Here is a 14161-nt window from a genome sequence, read left to right as displayed (position 1 = left end):
TAATCTGATGGCTGCTTCGATAATTCTTGGTGCGCGAAAAACATCTGATGGTTATGTTTATAACGATGAGTATGTGAGCTCGTGGCTGTTTAATGAATTTGGCAAAATGCTGGACGACGCTCTAGGGCAGCAGTATCCAAATATTTTGCGAAAAGTGAAAGAAGCTGCCGCCTTGAAAATAATCAGCTTTGACGAGTTGTCTGATTGTGATTTTAATATTGCGGTGAGGGAGATTCGACGGCATGTCGCTTCAATGGCTCTGAATGATGCAGCCAAGGTGGAATTGAAGAAGTACTGGGACGATGTGGCGGACAAATTCATGTGTTCCGAACATCGATACGATCCGGAATTTCATGGGTGGAGCTGATCTTGAAGTAATTTCGTGCGTTTCTGAACGAGATTTGATTCGCGTGTGAGATTGGCTTGGTGGACGGATTGCGAGCAAGAAATGGTGGGCCACACAACGTCAACCGGCTATAGGGTGATAAGAGGCGCCAACGTCGACAGGATTCGGTTGCGAATGTTGGCAGCCAATCTGGCTTGGGGCATTCATTGTTGGCAGTCGTAGATTGCCCACCGTCATTGGTCATTGGGTTGAGGCGGGAGATCGAGTGCTCACTGGAACGAAGCGCGTGAGTGACACGCCCGCCCAGCGGGCCCGCATAGACTCCCCCGATGCTCACCGTCCACCACCTCAACAATTCCCGCTCGCAGCGGGTCCTGTGGCTGCTTGAAGAACTCGGTCTTCCCTACGAGATCAAGCACTACCAGCGCGACCCGAAGACGATGCTTGCGCCGCCCGAGCTGCGCGCCGTCCACCCGCTCGGCAAGTCGCCGGTGATCAGCGACGACGGTCTGGTGATCGCCGAATCCGGCGCGATCCTGGAGTACCTCGTCGACCGCTACGGCGAAGGCCGCTTCAAGCCCGCCGTCGGCACGCCCGACGCGCTGCGCTACCGCTACTGGATGCACTACGCCGAGGGCTCGGCCATGCCGCCGCTGCTGCTCAAGCTGGTCTTCGACCGCATCGAGCGCGCGCCCGTGCCGTTCTTCGTGAAGCCGATCGCCAAGGGCATTGCCGCGAAAGCCAAGGCGACCTTCGTGCAGCCGCAGATCGACAACCACATGAACTACCTGGAAGGCGAGCTCGGCAAGAGCCCGTGGTTCGCGGGGCAGGAGTTCAGCGCGGCGGACGTGCAGATGAGCTTCCCGCTTGAAGCCGCCGTGCAGCGCGGCGGCGCCGCGGCGCGCCAGCCGCGCATCACCGAGTTCCTGAAGCGCATCCACGCGCGGCCCGCTTACCAGCGGGCGTTGGAACGCGGTGGTCCCTACGCGCTGGCAGCCGGCAAGCAGCCTGGCTAACGCGAACCGATGAAGTCGGCGATAGAGAGGCCGATGTCCGCGCAGATCTTGTGCAACAGGAAAGAGCGGATGTCGCGGCCGGCGTGAAAGGGCACCGTGGTGGTCCTGCCGTCCGCATGGCGGAAGAAGCGATGTGCTCCCTTGCCGGGGCGTCGCACGAATCCCAGCGCGAGCAGGATCCGCTCAACCTCCCTGGCACTGAGCACCGGCAGGCCGGCGCCCATGACCTCACTCCATGCGGAACGTGGTGTTGAACGCGATGCCGCCCTCGATGCTCACCAAGCCTTCTTCGGCAAGCATCTGCAGCACCTCCGTCAGGTTCTCAAGGACCTCGGCGACTGTCGCGCCTTGCGTGTAGGCACTGCGAACCTCGGGCACGCTGCCAACCAGGATGTCGCTGTCAGGCTCGCGCTCGATCAGGGCATTGAAGATCATGCGCGGGAGCATAGCGCCGCGCACGACGGGCAGGTGACGCTGACGCAAGGAAGGAACTTGAAGCATGACGCCTCCGGACTGCTGAATTGATGCAAGCAGTCTAGGAACGGACGGCTCTTCCGATTTCGACGCGCCGCCTGTTTCTGAAGCGGACCACGTTTGCGTCAAATGCGCGCCAACGAACGGCGAGTTCTGATGCGAGGATCGGACAAAGTCGTCCACTTTCGCTTTTGGTGCTCGCCGGATCTGCTATCTCTGCTTCGCCAAGAACGCCGCCACCAACGCATTCGCATGCCCGTGGCCCATCTCGTGTTCCGTCTTCAACAGCGCGACCAGTTCCATGTGCTTCATCGGCCCCGCCGTCTTCAGCACGCCCATCCAGTGATCGATAGGCTGTCCGTACTTCTTCTCGATGGACGGGAAGTAGGACGCGGGGCCTTTGACTTTCTCTTCGGTGCTCATGAATCGCTCCTGGTTGGCTGGTGATCGTCGGGTCAGTGCCTGACCTCATCCTCACGACGATCGATCCGCGCCGTTTTCGACATGGTCTTCCGCTTCAGCTGACCAGCGACCACAGCAACGCCGCATTCGCCCCGGTCACCAGCGCGAAGAGCCCCCAGCTCAGCACCCGCACCACCGGCCCGTTGGCGAATTCGCCCATCACCGCGCGGTCGCCCGTCAGCCGGATCAGCGGCCACATCGCGAAGGGCAGTTGCAGGCTCAGCACCACCTGGCTCGCAACCAGCAGCTGTCCGACCGCCGCCTCGCCGAACCACCACAGGCCGATGAACGCCGGCACCAGTGCCAGGAACCGCGTCGCCAGCCGGCGCTGCCAGCACGGGATCTTCAGCCGGAGGAAGCCCTCCATCAAGACCTGACCCGCGATCGTGCCGGTGAAGGTCGAGCTCTGGCCCGCCGCCAGCAGCGCCACGCCGAACAGCACCGACGCGATGGAGCCGCCCACCAGCGGATCCAGCAGGTGGTACGCGTCCTGGATCTCCGTCACCTCGGTGTGCCCGTGTGCGTGGAAGGCCGTCGCGGCCAGGATCAGGATCGCGGCGTTCACCATGAGGGCCAGCGTCAGCGACACCAGCGTGTCGATCGTCGACAGCTTGATCGCATCGCGCTTGGCCGACGCCGTGCTCCCCACGCGCCGCGTCTGCACGATGGACGAGTGCAGGTAGAGGTTGTGCGGCATCACCGTCGCGCCCAGGATGCCGATGGCCAGCAGCAGCGCCTTCGGGTCCTGCACCGCGACGCCGTTGGGCACGAAGCCGCGCGCCACCGCCGCCCAGTCCGGCCCGATCAGGAACAGCTGCACCGCGTAGCAGACGCCGATCGTCATCACCAGGCCGAGGATGATCGCTTCCACCTGCCGGAAGCCCCGGCCCTTCAGCCCGAGCACGATCACCGTGTCCAGCGCGGCGATGCCGACCCCCGCCAGCAGCGACATCCCGAACAGCAGGTGCAGCGCCAGCGCCGTGCCCAGCACCTCGGCCACGTCGCAGGCGACGATGGCGAGCTCGGCCATCACCCACAGCGGCAGGCGCACCGCGGGCCGGTAGCGCTCGCGGCAGGCCTGCGCGAGGTCAAGACCCGACACCAGCCCCAGCCGCAGCGACAAGGTCTGCAGCAGCATCGCCGCCAGGCTCGACGCCAGCACCACCCACAGCAGCGCATGGCCGAAGCGCGAGCCGGCCTCGATGTCCGTGGCCCAGTTGCCCGGGTCCATGTAGCCGACCGAGACCAGCAGCCCCGGCCCCGCGACGCGCAGCAACCGCTTCCACAACGGCGCGCCCTCGCGCAGATCGATCGAACCGTGGACCTCGGAGGGACAGAACGGGGCGGTGGCGGTGGTGGGCAGGCCGAGCATGGGGCGGATTCTCGGGGCAGAACGCCGCCCGTCTCCTCATCATCACTTTGAAGGATGCCGGTGCGGGGGGGCGCTGTCAGCATGGGTCAACGCAAGGCGCGAGGAGGGGCCATGGCCCAGAGAGACATCAACCAGGCCGGGCTGGATCTGATCAAGGGCTTCGAGGGCATCGTCGACGGCGATCCGGCCACCGTCAATCTCGATCCCTATGCGGATCCCGTCGGCATCTGGACCATCGGCTGGGGCCACGCCATCCGGCAGGGCGGACGCTTCCTGACCGGCGACGGCGACAAGGCCGCGGCCTACGCGCTGTACCCCGGCGGCATCACCGACATCGAGGCGGAAGACCTGCTGCGCGCCGACCTGATGGACGCCTCCCGCGACGTGGAGCACCTCGTCAAGGTGGGCCTCACCGACAACGAATTCGCCGCCCTGGTCAGCTTCACCTTCAACGTCGGCAGCGGCAACCTCGGCGCCTCGACGCTGCTGCGCCTGCTCAACACCGGCGACAAGGGCGCGGCCGCGGAGCAGTTCGGGCGCTGGGTCCTCGCCAAGGGCGTCGTCCTCAACGGGCTCAAGCGGCGCCGCGCGGCGGAGCGCGAGCTCTTCCTCACGCCATGAGCGCAGCCAGCCCCATGAACCCGGACCGCCTCATGCCCGCACCCCGCCACCTCCTTGCGAGACGCCCATGACCGTCAAGTTGTCCTCCCATGCGAAGGTGCTGCTCGTCACCGTCGTCGTCCTCGGCGCGATCGTTGCCACCTTCGTCGGACTGAGCCCCGGCGCGCGCGCCTCTCGGCTCGCCGACACGCGCATCAACGAGCAATTCTCCTTTCCACGCCTCACCGAGCCGACCTGCGACCAGATCCCGTCGCCCACCGCCATGGCCTTGTGGATCGAGGGCATGGACACCGGCATCAAGGCCGTCGGCTGCGAGGACAACCCGCCGGTCGCGCGCTTCGACTTCCGCCACGTGCGCCCGCCCGGCCAGTCCGTCGAGGTGGACCGCGCCGTCTGGGGACTGATCCTCGGACATCCGCTGCGCACCGTCGCCGAGCCCCGTACCCTGGCCTACAAGATCGTCCTGACCCCCGAGGGCGGCGCCCCCCGGCGCATCACGCAGCCGGGCAGCCAGTTCAGCTTCGTCATCTTCGAGTGGTGGGCGCCGCTGGCGCTGGTCGTCGTGCTGCTCGTCTGGGGGCTCATCGTCTACCTCGCCGGACACTCGGCCCTGCTGCGCGACGTCGGTCAGGCCGACCTGCCGCTGGAGCGCCGGACCTTCAGTCTGGCGAAGACGCAGTTCGCCTGGTGGTTCGCCATCGTCTTCGCGTCCTTCGTGTTCCTGTGGCTGGTCACCGGGCAACTGCCGAGCGTGAGCCCGCAGGCCCTCGCGCTGATGGGGATCTCGGGCGCGACCACCGTCGTGGCCGTCGGCATCTCGAACGGCCGCGAGGTCGCGCCCGGCCGCGAGGGCGTGTTCTTCCACGACATCCTGGCCGATGCCGGCGGCGTCGCCATCCAACGCCTGCAGATGGTCGTCATGACCGCGGCGCTGGGGATCATGTTCCTGATCGAGGTGGCGACCGAACTCGCGATGCCCGAGTTCGACGGCTCGCTGCTGACGCTCATGGGGCTGAGCGCCGGCGCCTACGTCGGCATGAAGGTGCCCGAAGACCTGTCCGGCAAGGCCGGCGCCGCCGAGGACGGCCCGGCCGCCGATCCGAAATCCGGCTACACGCCGACCCCCTGATCGTCCGGAGAAGGAGCTCCCCATGCGTCGCGACATCCTGCCCATCGGCATCGCCGCCGTCCTGACCGCCGGCTGCGCCGGCAATCCGATCGTCGACATCGACGCGCCCGGCTTCAGGGTCGCGACCACCAAGGAAAGCGGCAAGGAGATCGACACGCTGCCCAAGGCGCAGCAGTTCGCCAACCTGGTCCGGGCCACCTACCAGGAGGCCATCCGCGACCAGTCCGCGCAGGCCCAGGCGTCGTTCTCGGGCCTGCTCTGGCTGGGCGCCGGCATCCTCGGCATCGCCGCCGGCCATCCGCACCGCGACGCGATCCTGGTGCCGTCCCTCGTCGGCGGCACGTTGCTCGGGCAGTCCCGCATCCAGCTCGATGCCCGCCGCGTCCAGGTCTGGAACGAAGGCATCCGGGCGATCGATTGCGCGAAGGATGCGTCCCTGCCGCTGGAGATCAGCGCGAAACGGTACGCGGAGATCGACGCGAGGCAGGAGGTCCTCGGCCAGCAGATGGACCGCACCGAGCGGGCCGCGCAGGCGCTGCGCGACCTGGTGGCCAAGGCCATCGCCGACAAGGCCTCGGTGCCCATCACCAGCGGCGCGGAAACCCTGCTCGCCCAGTCGGCCGTGGCCATCAAGGACGCGTCGACGATGCGCGGCAGCGCGCTGACCTTGCTCGACGCCCTCAGCGGCAAGGAACTGAGGCAGGCCGTCTACCGCATCGCGCAGGCGGTGAACAAGGCGATGGAATCGCTGCTGGTGAATCCCGAAGCCGCGATGGACGCGGGACTGAAGGGCTACAAGGACTTCGCCGCGTCGATCGCCCAGGGCGGCGAAGCCATCGCGGGCAAGGCGGCCACGGCCGAGTACACGCCGGACGCCAAGCGGTCGGTGGCCCAAGGCGACAACGCCAGCGACATCGACGCGGCGGCTCGGAACCTGGCCAATGAAATGGTCGCGCTGGAAGCCGCCCGCGTGGCGGTCTCGGGCGTGCTGTCCACCGTCGATGTCTCGGGCGTGTCCAAGGCGCTGAAGAAGTGCGGCGTGACCGACGTCGTCGCGGCGATGGCGCTGGCGCCGCGCGAGCTCGAGTTCGTGCTCAAGGGCGCCGTCACCGGTCAGCGCATCCACGTCACCGGCGGCTCGCCGCCCTATCGCTTCGAAGCCCAGGAGGAGGGCAGCGCCGACCTGCTGCTGCTGGTCGATACCGGCAACACGGACAGCCGCTCGGTCCGGTTGACCCCGGCCACCACGGCGGGGACCTATCACTTCCGGGTGTCGGACACGAGCGCGATCAGGCAGACGCAGTGGCTCGTGGTGCGGGTCAGGGAGGCCGCCGCGTCCGCGCCGGCCGAGGATCCGAAGAAGAAGGGGACCGTCACCGCGCCGCCTCCGCCCGCACCCCCACCGAAGAAGCCCGACCCGGCCGCGTCGGCGTCGGCGCCCGCTCCCGCTCCCGCTCCCGCTCCCGTGGGCGCGGCCTCGGTCGTGGTGGTCGCACCGCCGGCGCCGCCGGCCTCCGACGCCGAAGCGAAGAAGGCCCAGGGCGCTCGTGTCGATGCCGCCTGGCGCGCGCTCGACGCGTCGCTGAAGGCCGGTGGCGGCCTCAAGGGCACAGTGGCCGGCACCCAGTTCAGGGTGGCCTCGACCGAATTCGCCACCGCCAGGTTCTTCGTGACCCTCAAGTGCGATCCGATGCCCGCGCAGGGACTGCCCGTCAAGGACGTGCGCAGCCTCCTGACGGCGGCGAACAAGGACGCCGTCAAGTCGCTGGTCGCCGACAAGGCCCTGTCGCCCGACTTCACGCAGATCGACCTCACGCGCAGCGCGCCCTGCGTCAAATCGTGACCCCGTCCGATCGCAGCCGGCGGTCGCCCGTGCCGCCGGCCCGTCAGACCTGGGCCGCCCGCATGCGCGCGCAGGCCCTGCGGATGGACGAGGCCCTGCTGGCCGAAGCCAGGACCAACACCGAGGCGGCCGCGAAGGACGTCGCCTTCCTGTTCGGCCTGGCGCGCGAGATCTGCCTGACGCGCGCGCCGGAACTGCTGGGCGCGCATCGGGACGTGGTGTCCCTGGCCCCCGGCTTCCGGCAGCGCGGCGACGGCGCGACCTGGTCCGTCACCAGCGACGTCTGCATCGTGCTGGTGGTGCGGGAGAAGCGCGCCTTGCCCGCAGACTCGCCGGCGCGCCTGCCGCGGTGGCTGGTGACCTTCGCCGATCGCGGCGCAGGCCGGGTGCCTTTCGCGATGCCGATCGACGTGCAGGACAGCGGGGCCTACCACCGCAGCGTGCCGCACGGCGATCGGCGCGTCAGCGTGCACCACGCGGGTCACGCGATGCCCGAGCGGGGCAGCTTCGCATGCCTGGTCCGGCTGTCGGAACCCGGCGGCGTGCGCGACTGCCTGCTGAGCGCGCAACACGTGTTCTCGCCGTCGCCGGACGGTGACACCGGCGCGGTGTTCGGCGGCCTCGAGGTGAAGGAATTCGTCACTGGATCCACCCTCGCGCGCACGCTGGAGGTCGGAGGGCTGATCGATGGCGACGAGGCGTCGACCCGGCCCAGCTTCGACGTGCAGCTGGCGGAGATCCTCGACCCGGCGGCGGTGGCGCGGCTCGCGGCCTTGGGACGCTTCGACCCCGTCCACCCCTGGGTGCGCTCCGTGGAAGAGCTGCTGATCCTGGACCGCGACCACTGGTTCGAACTGCTGTCGCCGCGCGAGGGCGTGGGGTCGATACGCGTGACCGTGAGCGTCACGCCGCATCTTCCGGTGCCCTTGCCCTATGAACTGGCCGGCACCCCGCGCAACGTGGTCCGCACGCTGTACCAGACGGAGCTGATCGGCTTCGAGGCGATCGATACCCAGGGCTCGCGCCCGGGCGACAGCGGCAGCCCCATCGTGCTGGTCGGCGCGGACGGCCGCATGACGCTGGTGGCCATGCACATCGCCGGCGACGACGGCCTGGCCTGGGCCATTCCCGCGTGGCGGCTCTTCGACCTGTCGAACTGGCTGCCGCTGCCCGCCGGGGCGACCCTCGCGCCGATGGATGCGCGCTGACCGCCGGATCGCCTCACCACCTGAGCGCCTGACCGCCTGTGGGGGACCGCCGGATCGCCGGACCGTTATAGTCCCGCCTCCTTCGCAGTTCCCGCCTTTGCGTCGCGACCCATGCCCCTGGCCGACCTCCGCGCGGCGATAGCCGCCGAGCTGGCCGCGACGCCCGAGTTCTACGATTTCCGCGTGCTGCGCAGCACGGCCGATGGCGCGCTCTGGCGCGTGACGCTCGAGCCCGACTACGTCTACGCCGAAGGCCAGCGGCCGGGGCAGGCGTCCGCGCACACGCTGCTCGACGAGCGACTCGAAGGCGCGTCCGCGTGGTGGGGCGCGCCGACCAAGGGCAGCGCGACCGTGCGCGCCGTCGTCGTCGAGGACGACCAGCTCGTGCTGCAGAACGCCAGCGCCCCGCCGCCGGGCGAAGGCCATCTGCTGCGCATCTATCCGCCGAGATTCCTCAATGCCGTCGCCGACGCATGGCGCGACGACACCTGGGCGCGCCGCGCCGCCGATTGCTGGCCGGGACTTTCGACGCCGCACGTGCGCGCCGACGCGCCTTCGCTCGACGGCTCACCGTTCCGATGGCTGCGGCCGGCGCAGCGCGAGGCGCTGAAGCTTGTCGGCTTCCACGACGCCTTCCTGTGGGGACCGCCCGGCACCGGCAAGACGACGACGCTCGGCGTACTGCTCGCCGAATACCTCGACCGCCGACCCGCGGCACGCGTGCTGCTGCTCTCGACGACCAACCACGCCGTGGACCTCGCGACGCTCGCCGTCGACAAGGCGCTGCAGAAGGGCCGGCGCGAGCCTCTGCGTCCGACAGTCCAGCGCCTCGGCTCGCGCTTCGATGCCGATGCCTACGAGGGACGTGGCCATCTGATCCCGTCGTCGGGCACACCGTCGCCGCAGGTGCTGGAGCGATGCCGACTCGCCACGATGACGACGACACGCGCCGCCTTCACGCTGAAGACGCTGCGCGAGCTCGCACCAGATGGCGAGCCGCCCTTCGACCTCGTCGTCTTCGACGAAGCCAGCCAGGTGAGCCTCGCCCACGCGCTGGCGCTGATGCCGCTGGGCCGCGCGCGGCTCTTCGCGGGCGATCCGCAGCAGCTCTCGCCGGTCCTGCGCAGCGAGGACCGCTTGGCGCGACAGTGGCTGGGACGCTCGCCGTTCGCGGCGATGCCGCGCGGCGGACGGAGCGGACAGAGCGGACAGAGCGGACAGAGCGGGGAAAGTGGGCAAGTCGGGCAAGCCGAGCAGAGCGGCCAGGGCAGGGGACCGGTGGCGATGCTCAACGAGCAGTCCCGCATGGCCGCGCCGATCGGGGCGCTCGTCAGCGACCTGTTCTACGACGGCGCGCTGCGCGTCGCTGCGGAGGCGTTGGCGTCGGAGGAATGGCAGCGGGCGCGCGCCCGCGCGCTCGGCGACATTCCGGCGGACGTGCACGTGAAGGTGCATCGCATCACGCGCGAGGGCTTCTGGTCCGCGAAGGACCGGGGCCCGATCCGGCGCGAGTCCGCCGATGCCATCGCGGGCCTGATCGCGCAGGCGCTCGCCAGTGGCGACTGGGCGCCGCACGAGCTCATCGTGCTGACGCCGTTCCGCGCGCAGCGGGCGCTGATCCGGCAGCGGCTGGATGCGCTCGGCGTCGATGAGCGCGTGAGAGTCAGCACCGTCCACCGCGCGCAGGGCAGCGAGGCCCCGGTGGTGTTCTTCGACCCGGCCGACGGCACGCAGCCCTTCCTGAAGACGGAAGAGGCGCGCAGGCTGCTCAACGTCGCGCTGAGCCGCGCGCAGGCGAAGGTGGTGATCTGCCTCTCCTCGGCGGACCTGACCAACGAGGTGCTCGCGCCGATCGTGCACCGCATACGCCTGGCGGGCGATTTGCGCGAGGCGGTGCCCCTGTTGACACTGGCGAAGGCGCCGGACTTCCCGTTCAACACGCGCGGGTTGCGCGTGGCCGCAGGGCGGCTCGTCGGCGAGGTCGATCGCATCGCGCCCGACGGGGCGCGGTTCTGGATCATCAACGAGCGCAGCGGCAACGAGGTCGTGATCGATGCCGAGTTCTGGCGCCAGAAATGACAACGCCCCGCGGAGCGGGGCGTTTCCTGAGCGCTGCTGGAGCGTCTCGGAGGACCTGGCGGTCCTTGTTCAGCCTTCGATCAGACCGGCACGCGGCGCAGCATTTCCACGCCGACGTCGCCGTTGGCGACTTCGCGCAGCGCGGTCACGCCGGGCTTGTTCTTCGACTCCAGCTTCGGCGCGTGGCCTTGGCTCAGCATGCGGGCGCGGTAGGTCGCGGCAAGCACCAGCTGGAAGCGGTTCGGGATCTTGGTCAGGCAGTCTTCGACAGTGATGCGGGCCATGCTGGTTCCTGAAAGTCGGGGTTATTCGGTAACGTCGTCGATGAGGTCGAGCGCGCGGAAGACGGTCGACCGGTTACGGCGTTGGGTCGCGTATTTTAGCCGCTGCGCCTGGACAATCGATTTCAGGTCGAAAATCGCCGTCTCGAAGACGGCATTGATGACCACGAAATCGAAGTGTTTCGCCTGCGCGACCTCTTCGCGCGCGGTCTTCATCCGCTTGGCGATCACCTCGTCCGCGGTGTCGCCGCGGCGGATCAGGCGCTGCTTCAGTTCCTCCCAGCTCGGCGGCAGGATGAAGATCAGCACCGCGTGCGGGAACAGCTGCTTGATCTGCAGCGCGCCCTGGTAATCGATCTCCAGCACGACGTCGTCGCCATGCGCGAGCCGCGCCTCGATCGCCGCGCGCGAGGTGCCGTACAGGTTGTCATGGACATGCGCCCATTCGAAGAACTCGCCGCGGTCGATCATCCCGCGGAACTCGTCCTCCGTGACGAACAGGTATTCGCGGCCATGCTGCTCCTGCCCACGCGGATCGCGCGAGGTGTGGGAGACGGAGACGCTCAGCTTGGCGTCCAGCTCCAGCAGCGCCTTCACGAGGCTGGATTTGCCCGCGCCGCTCGGCGCGGCGACGACGAAGAGATTGCCCGGATATTCCATCCCTAGATTTTAGGGGGCTTCAGCGACCTCCAGCGACCAGCCAGGCCTGCCAGCGGCGGGCCACGTCCACGTCGCCGGCTCCGGCGCCCTGTGGGTCCGGATCCCCCAGCCGGGCCGTCAAGACCTGCCACGCGGGCTTGCCGCGCGCCTGCAGCAGCACGTCGCGCACGACCAGCGCCGCCCTTGTCCGCGTCAGCGCGTCGGGCGAGCCCAGCAGCGGCGTCACCGCCGGCAAGGCGGCTTCGCCTCTCTGGACCAGCATGAACACCGCGACCGTGTAGGGACCGTGCAGCTCGTCCGGCAGGTCGTTGATCGTGCGCGCCAGCGCCTCCGTGGCGCGCGGATCGTTCAGGCGGGCCAGGCCTTGCGCGCCCCGTCCCCGCACGAGCGGGTCCGCATCGGCGAGCAGTCCCGCCAGCGCCTCGGCCGATCTGGGATCGGCGATCTCGGCCAGCGCCTGGGCGATCTGCGCACGCGTCGTTGCGCAGGCCTGGGGCAACGCGGCCACGAGCGCCGCCGTGGCCGCCGCCCCTTGACCCACCAGCCCAGCGAGCGCCAGTGCCCGCGCGTTCGGATCAGCCGCGTCCAGCTGGGTCACCAGGTCGTGCGGCGGGGTGCGGTTCGAGGGCTGGGTCATGTCAGGGTCCCGCTGGGGCCGGCACGGGCACCGGGGCGGCGCCCGGCGGTGCGGTGTCGGTGAAGGTGAGCAGCACCCGCCGGTTCATCTGCCGGTTGGCGTCGCGCGACTGGTCGGCGCCGACGGCCGGATTGCCGCCCTGGTCGCCGGTGCCGGCATCGGCGGTGGCCGCGGTGGAGGCGCCGTGGGTGATGACGATGCCGTCGATGCGCGCCGCATCGATGCCGCGCGCGAGCAGGCCGGCCTCGACCGACGCCGCGCGTCGCCCGGACAGGTCCACGTTGTACTGGCTGGCCCCGCCGACCTGATCCGCGAAACCCTCCAGCGACACGTGCACCGTGGGGTTGCGGGTCATGTACGCGAGGAACGCGTCGATCTTGCCGGCCTCGGCGGGCGTGAGCACGTCGCTGTCGAAGTCGAAGTAGAAGGTCACCGGCTCGTGCACGTAGAAATCGCGGTGGCGCTCGAGCGCTTCGTCGAAGGTCGCGGACGTCCCCCCGACGGCGACCGCCCGTTCGTTCTGGACGACGCCGGCGCGGACCTGGAAGCCCCAGTTCAGCGAGCCGTAGACGACGCCGGTGTCCTCGCTGCGGGCCACGGTCTCGAAGGAGAAGTCCCGGTTGTTGGGACCGGTCGTGCCCGGCGCATCGAACATCTGGGCCGAGCGGATGTCGGCCGGATCGCTCGAACGCTTGAAGCCGGTCTGCTGCGCGCCGCCGCCCGGTCCGAACGGATAGTTCGGCGACAGCGCGCTGCCCGGGGCCGCGGCCGCGCCGCCGCCGAAGGGCTGGTGGAGCGCGTCGATGAAGAAGCCGCCTTCGACGCCGCGTGTCGTGTCCTCCTGCGTGCGCAGCCCGGGATCGCCGAGCGCGCCGCGCGGCGCCTGCAGCGCGCCCATCGTGGCGATGGCGACGTCGGCGCCGGCATCGGTGTCGCGGACGACCTGGACCAGGGAGATGACGTTGGCGTTCGGCGCGTCGACGTCCGGGATGAAGCGGATGGTGCCGCTCATGCCGCTGGGCGTGGGCGGGGTGTTGGTGACGCCTTGCTGGGTCGCCATGCCGATCTCGAAGCCGCCCAGCGGCACGGGCATGCTCTGCATCAGGTCGCGCTGGATCAGCGGCGGACCGCCGCGCGCGCTGATGCCTCCGGTGACGCCCGCGCCGGTCGCGCCGCCGCCCTGCTGCACGGTGTGCGTCAGCTCGTGCGCCATCAGGTCGCGGTCCTGCGGGCCGTGGCCGGCACCGAAGTAGATGTCGCCGCCCAGCGTGAAGGCGCGCGAGCCGAGGTCGCGGTTCAGCGAGGCGGCCTGGCTGCCGCTGTGCAAGCGCACGTGGCCCAGGTCCATGCCGAAGTGGGGCTCCATCGCGGCGCGCGTGGCCGTGTCCAGCGGCCGGCCGTCCGAGGGCAGGGCGGACAGGGCGGGCGCGGAGGTGCCGCGAGGGGCCTCGGCGGGAGCTGCAGCGGAAGAAGCCGCAGAAGAAGCCGCAGAAGAAGCAGCAGAAGCAGCAGCAGAAGCAGCGGCAGAAGAAGCCGCAGGAGAAGCGGACTCGCGCACGCGATCGGCCATGCGATCGGCCTCGCGCTCGAAGCTGTCGCGCGGCCGGCCCAGGGCGACGGTGCCGCCCGGCACGGGGCGGACGGCGGCCTGCTGCAGGAAGCGCGGCGTGCCGGCCTTCGGGGATCGGCGGCCGCCGGCCGGTTCGCCGCCGCGGCGCGCGGCGGCGCCGGCGGCATGGGTCTTGTAGGTCATGGCTCCTCCTGTTGCGAGCTCGCGCGCCGGCGCCGCCACCACGACACGAGCGCCACCGCGACCAGCGCGAGGTAGGCCCAGCCGAGCCACGGCACCAGCCCTTGCGAGATCCACGCCGGCACCGGCCGGTCGCGCCCGGTCCACCAGCCGGCGAGCGCGATCGCCACGATCACGGCGATCGCGAGCACCCAGCGCGCCACCGGCGTCAGCAGGCGGAACAGGTCGACGCGACGGCGGGGCGGGTGTTCAGGCATGAAGGTCCTCGGTCCGTGGGCAGGGG

Annotated in this window: 16 protein-coding genes; 7 read left to right on the top strand and 9 right to left on the bottom strand. The window is 69.5% G+C overall.

The window, feature by feature from the left end:
* The first annotated feature begins 7 nt into the window (after positions 1 to 7).
* Together AC1VNM_RS13280 and AC1VNM_RS13275 are read left to right on the top strand one after the other, a co-directional pair.
* Positions 8 to 367, top strand: a complete 360-nt coding sequence (locus tag AC1VNM_RS13280; protein WP_483107229.1) for a hypothetical protein — start codon at positions 8 to 10, stop codon at positions 365 to 367.
* A 308-nt stretch (positions 368 to 675) separates the two neighbouring features.
* Entirely contained in the window at positions 676 to 1362 is a 687-nt protein-coding gene (locus AC1VNM_RS13275; RefSeq protein ID WP_483107228.1) for a glutathione S-transferase family protein, read from the top strand.
* On the opposite strand, the gene AC1VNM_RS13270 is transcribed toward AC1VNM_RS13275, so the two are convergent.
* The 4 genes from AC1VNM_RS13270 to AC1VNM_RS13255 form a co-directional block, all read right to left on the bottom strand.
* Entirely contained in the window at positions 1359 to 1586 is a 228-nt protein-coding gene (locus AC1VNM_RS13270) for a type II toxin-antitoxin system HicA family toxin (protein ID WP_431051590.1), read from the bottom strand. The genes AC1VNM_RS13275 and AC1VNM_RS13270 overlap by 4 nt on opposite strands.
* 4 nt (positions 1587 to 1590) lie before the next feature.
* On the bottom strand, positions 1591 to 2019 hold the full coding sequence (locus AC1VNM_RS13265) for a type II toxin-antitoxin system HicB family antitoxin (RefSeq protein ID WP_483107227.1): 429 nt from the start codon (positions 2017 to 2019) through the stop codon (positions 1591 to 1593).
* A gap of 27 nt (positions 2020 to 2046) precedes the next feature.
* Positions 2047 to 2259, bottom strand: coding sequence for a DUF4287 domain-containing protein (locus AC1VNM_RS13260; RefSeq protein ID WP_483107226.1), 213 nt, complete (start codon positions 2257 to 2259; stop codon positions 2047 to 2049).
* A 94-nt stretch (positions 2260 to 2353) separates the two neighbouring features.
* Complete coding sequence (locus tag AC1VNM_RS13255; protein ID WP_483107225.1) at positions 2354 to 3670, bottom strand: Nramp family divalent metal transporter; 1317 nt, start codon at positions 3668 to 3670, stop codon at positions 2354 to 2356.
* 111 nt (positions 3671 to 3781) lie between these two features.
* Between AC1VNM_RS13255 and AC1VNM_RS13250 the strand changes: the two genes are divergently transcribed.
* The 5 genes from AC1VNM_RS13250 (at position 3782) to AC1VNM_RS13230 (ending at position 10550) form a co-directional block, all read left to right on the top strand.
* On the top strand, positions 3782 to 4291 hold the full coding sequence (locus tag AC1VNM_RS13250) for a lysozyme (protein ID WP_377152887.1): 510 nt from the start codon (positions 3782 to 3784) through the stop codon (positions 4289 to 4291).
* Between the two features lie 67 nt (positions 4292 to 4358).
* On the top strand, positions 4359 to 5420 hold the full coding sequence (locus tag AC1VNM_RS13245) for a hypothetical protein (RefSeq protein ID WP_377152889.1): 1062 nt from the start codon (positions 4359 to 4361) through the stop codon (positions 5418 to 5420).
* A gap of 22 nt (positions 5421 to 5442) precedes the next feature.
* Positions 5443 to 7263: a hypothetical protein gene (locus AC1VNM_RS13240; RefSeq protein ID WP_483107224.1), complete on the top strand. Its 1821-nt coding sequence runs from the start codon at positions 5443 to 5445 to the stop codon at positions 7261 to 7263.
* Positions 7264 to 7292: 29 nt separating this feature from the next.
* Complete coding sequence (locus AC1VNM_RS13235; protein WP_483107223.1) at positions 7293 to 8471, top strand: hypothetical protein; 1179 nt, start codon at positions 7293 to 7295, stop codon at positions 8469 to 8471.
* A 111-nt stretch (positions 8472 to 8582) separates the two neighbouring features.
* Complete coding sequence (locus tag AC1VNM_RS13230) at positions 8583 to 10550, top strand: DEAD/DEAH box helicase (protein WP_483107222.1); 1968 nt, start codon at positions 8583 to 8585, stop codon at positions 10548 to 10550.
* Positions 10551 to 10630: 80 nt separating this feature from the next.
* Here AC1VNM_RS13230 and rpoZ read toward each other — a convergent pair whose 3' ends face one another.
* From rpoZ to AC1VNM_RS13205, 5 genes are read right to left on the bottom strand one after another with little or no spacing between them, the layout of a single operon-like run.
* Positions 10631 to 10834 carry a DNA-directed RNA polymerase subunit omega gene (gene rpoZ, locus AC1VNM_RS13225; RefSeq protein ID WP_058936171.1) on the bottom strand — a complete coding sequence of 68 codons (204 nt, stop codon included), beginning with the start codon at positions 10832 to 10834 and terminating at the stop codon, positions 10631 to 10633.
* 21 nt (positions 10835 to 10855) lie between these two features.
* Positions 10856 to 11491 (bottom strand): guanylate kinase, encoded by a 636-nt coding sequence (gene gmk, locus AC1VNM_RS13220; protein WP_483107221.1) that lies wholly within the window; start codon positions 11489 to 11491, stop codon positions 10856 to 10858.
* A gap of 19 nt (positions 11492 to 11510) precedes the next feature.
* Positions 11511 to 12128, bottom strand: coding sequence for a HEAT repeat domain-containing protein (locus AC1VNM_RS13215; protein WP_483107220.1), 618 nt, complete (start codon positions 12126 to 12128; stop codon positions 11511 to 11513).
* Between the two features lies 1 nt (position 12129).
* Entirely contained in the window at positions 12130 to 13881 is a 1752-nt protein-coding gene (locus AC1VNM_RS13210) for an eCIS core domain-containing protein (protein ID WP_483107219.1), read from the bottom strand.
* Positions 13878 to 14135, bottom strand: coding sequence for a hypothetical protein (locus tag AC1VNM_RS13205; RefSeq protein WP_377152901.1), 258 nt, complete (start codon positions 14133 to 14135; stop codon positions 13878 to 13880). Before AC1VNM_RS13205 ends, AC1VNM_RS13210 begins: the two co-directional genes overlap by 4 nt.
* Positions 14136 to 14161: the final 26 nt, after the last annotated feature.

The sequence above is a fragment of the Mitsuaria sp. MSU3D genome (assembly GCF_056867975.1).
Note: the sequence above shows the minus strand (reverse complement) of the source record. Positions and strands in the feature narration are given on the sequence as shown.

Bases quoted from the DNA above. Each gene is read 5' to 3' on its own strand.
- AC1VNM_RS13270 (WP_431051590.1), bottom strand. From the start codon at position 1,586: ATGGGCGCCGGCCTGCCGGTGCTCAGTGCCAGGGAGGTTGAGCGGATC.
- AC1VNM_RS13250 (WP_377152887.1), top strand. From the start codon at position 3,782: ATGGCCCAGAGAGACATCAACCAGGCCGGGCTGGATCTGATCAAGGGC.
- AC1VNM_RS13240 (WP_483107224.1), top strand. From the start codon at position 5,443: ATGCGTCGCGACATCCTGCCCATCGGCATCGCCGCCGTCCTGACCGCC.
- AC1VNM_RS13245 (WP_377152889.1), top strand. From the start codon at position 4,359: ATGACCGTCAAGTTGTCCTCCCATGCGAAGGTGCTGCTCGTCACCGTC.
- AC1VNM_RS13210 (WP_483107219.1), bottom strand. From the start codon at position 13,881: ATGACCTACAAGACCCATGCCGCCGGCGCCGCCGCGCGCCGCGGCGGC.
- AC1VNM_RS13215 (WP_483107220.1), bottom strand. From the start codon at position 12,128: ATGACCCAGCCCTCGAACCGCACCCCGCCGCACGACCTGGTGACCCAG.
- AC1VNM_RS13275 (WP_483107228.1), top strand. From the start codon at position 676: ATGCTCACCGTCCACCACCTCAACAATTCCCGCTCGCAGCGGGTCCTG.
- rpoZ (WP_058936171.1), bottom strand. From the start codon at position 10,834: ATGGCCCGCATCACTGTCGAAGACTGCCTGACCAAGATCCCGAACCGC.
- gmk (WP_483107221.1), bottom strand. From the start codon at position 11,491: ATGGAATATCCGGGCAATCTCTTCGTCGTCGCCGCGCCGAGCGGCGCG.
- AC1VNM_RS13230 (WP_483107222.1), top strand. From the start codon at position 8,583: ATGCCCCTGGCCGACCTCCGCGCGGCGATAGCCGCCGAGCTGGCCGCG.
- AC1VNM_RS13255 (WP_483107225.1), bottom strand. From the start codon at position 3,670: ATGCTCGGCCTGCCCACCACCGCCACCGCCCCGTTCTGTCCCTCCGAG.
- AC1VNM_RS13260 (WP_483107226.1), bottom strand. From the start codon at position 2,259: ATGAGCACCGAAGAGAAAGTCAAAGGCCCCGCGTCCTACTTCCCGTCC.
- AC1VNM_RS13205 (WP_377152901.1), bottom strand. From the start codon at position 14,135: ATGCCTGAACACCCGCCCCGCCGTCGCGTCGACCTGTTCCGCCTGCTG.
- AC1VNM_RS13280 (WP_483107229.1), top strand. From the start codon at position 8: ATGGCTGCTTCGATAATTCTTGGTGCGCGAAAAACATCTGATGGTTAT.